This window comes from Streptococcus pseudopneumoniae (genome assembly GCF_001072665.1).
Lineage (GTDB): Bacteria > Bacillota > Bacilli > Lactobacillales > Streptococcaceae > Streptococcus > Streptococcus pseudopneumoniae_S.
The window spans coordinates 1-294 of sequence record NZ_JVJI01000074.1 but is presented as its reverse complement, the minus strand read 5'-3'; the positions used below and the strand labels follow the sequence as shown (position 1 = coordinate 294).

The following is a 294-nucleotide window of genomic DNA, read 5'->3' as shown; positions in this document are numbered from 1 at the left end:
TTTGCATACACCCCTTCAGGGAAGTATCAAACTCATCCTGAAGGTTATAAAGACATAAGTATTAGCTTTAATTTTGGAGAAGGTATTAAAGGGATGACGATACGTTTTGAAAAAAGGATTAATTCGGATATTACCCTATGGTATTCAGCACACTATAATATGCAAAAGAAAGTGCTCAAAAAAGGGCTTGCGATTTTTGAAGAGCCAAGGCAACCAGGTCAATATCTTGATGATGAAGAAAAAATAAGAGAATATCTCAGAAAATATAATATTTCTAAAGAAGAATTAGAGAAA

General features: G+C 32.7%; 1 protein-coding gene. It reads left to right on the top strand.

Going from position 1 to position 294, the window contains the following annotated elements:
* On the top strand, positions 1 to 294 hold a 294-nt coding region (locus ADH52_RS04560), incomplete at both ends, for a TipC family immunity protein (protein ID WP_049510364.1).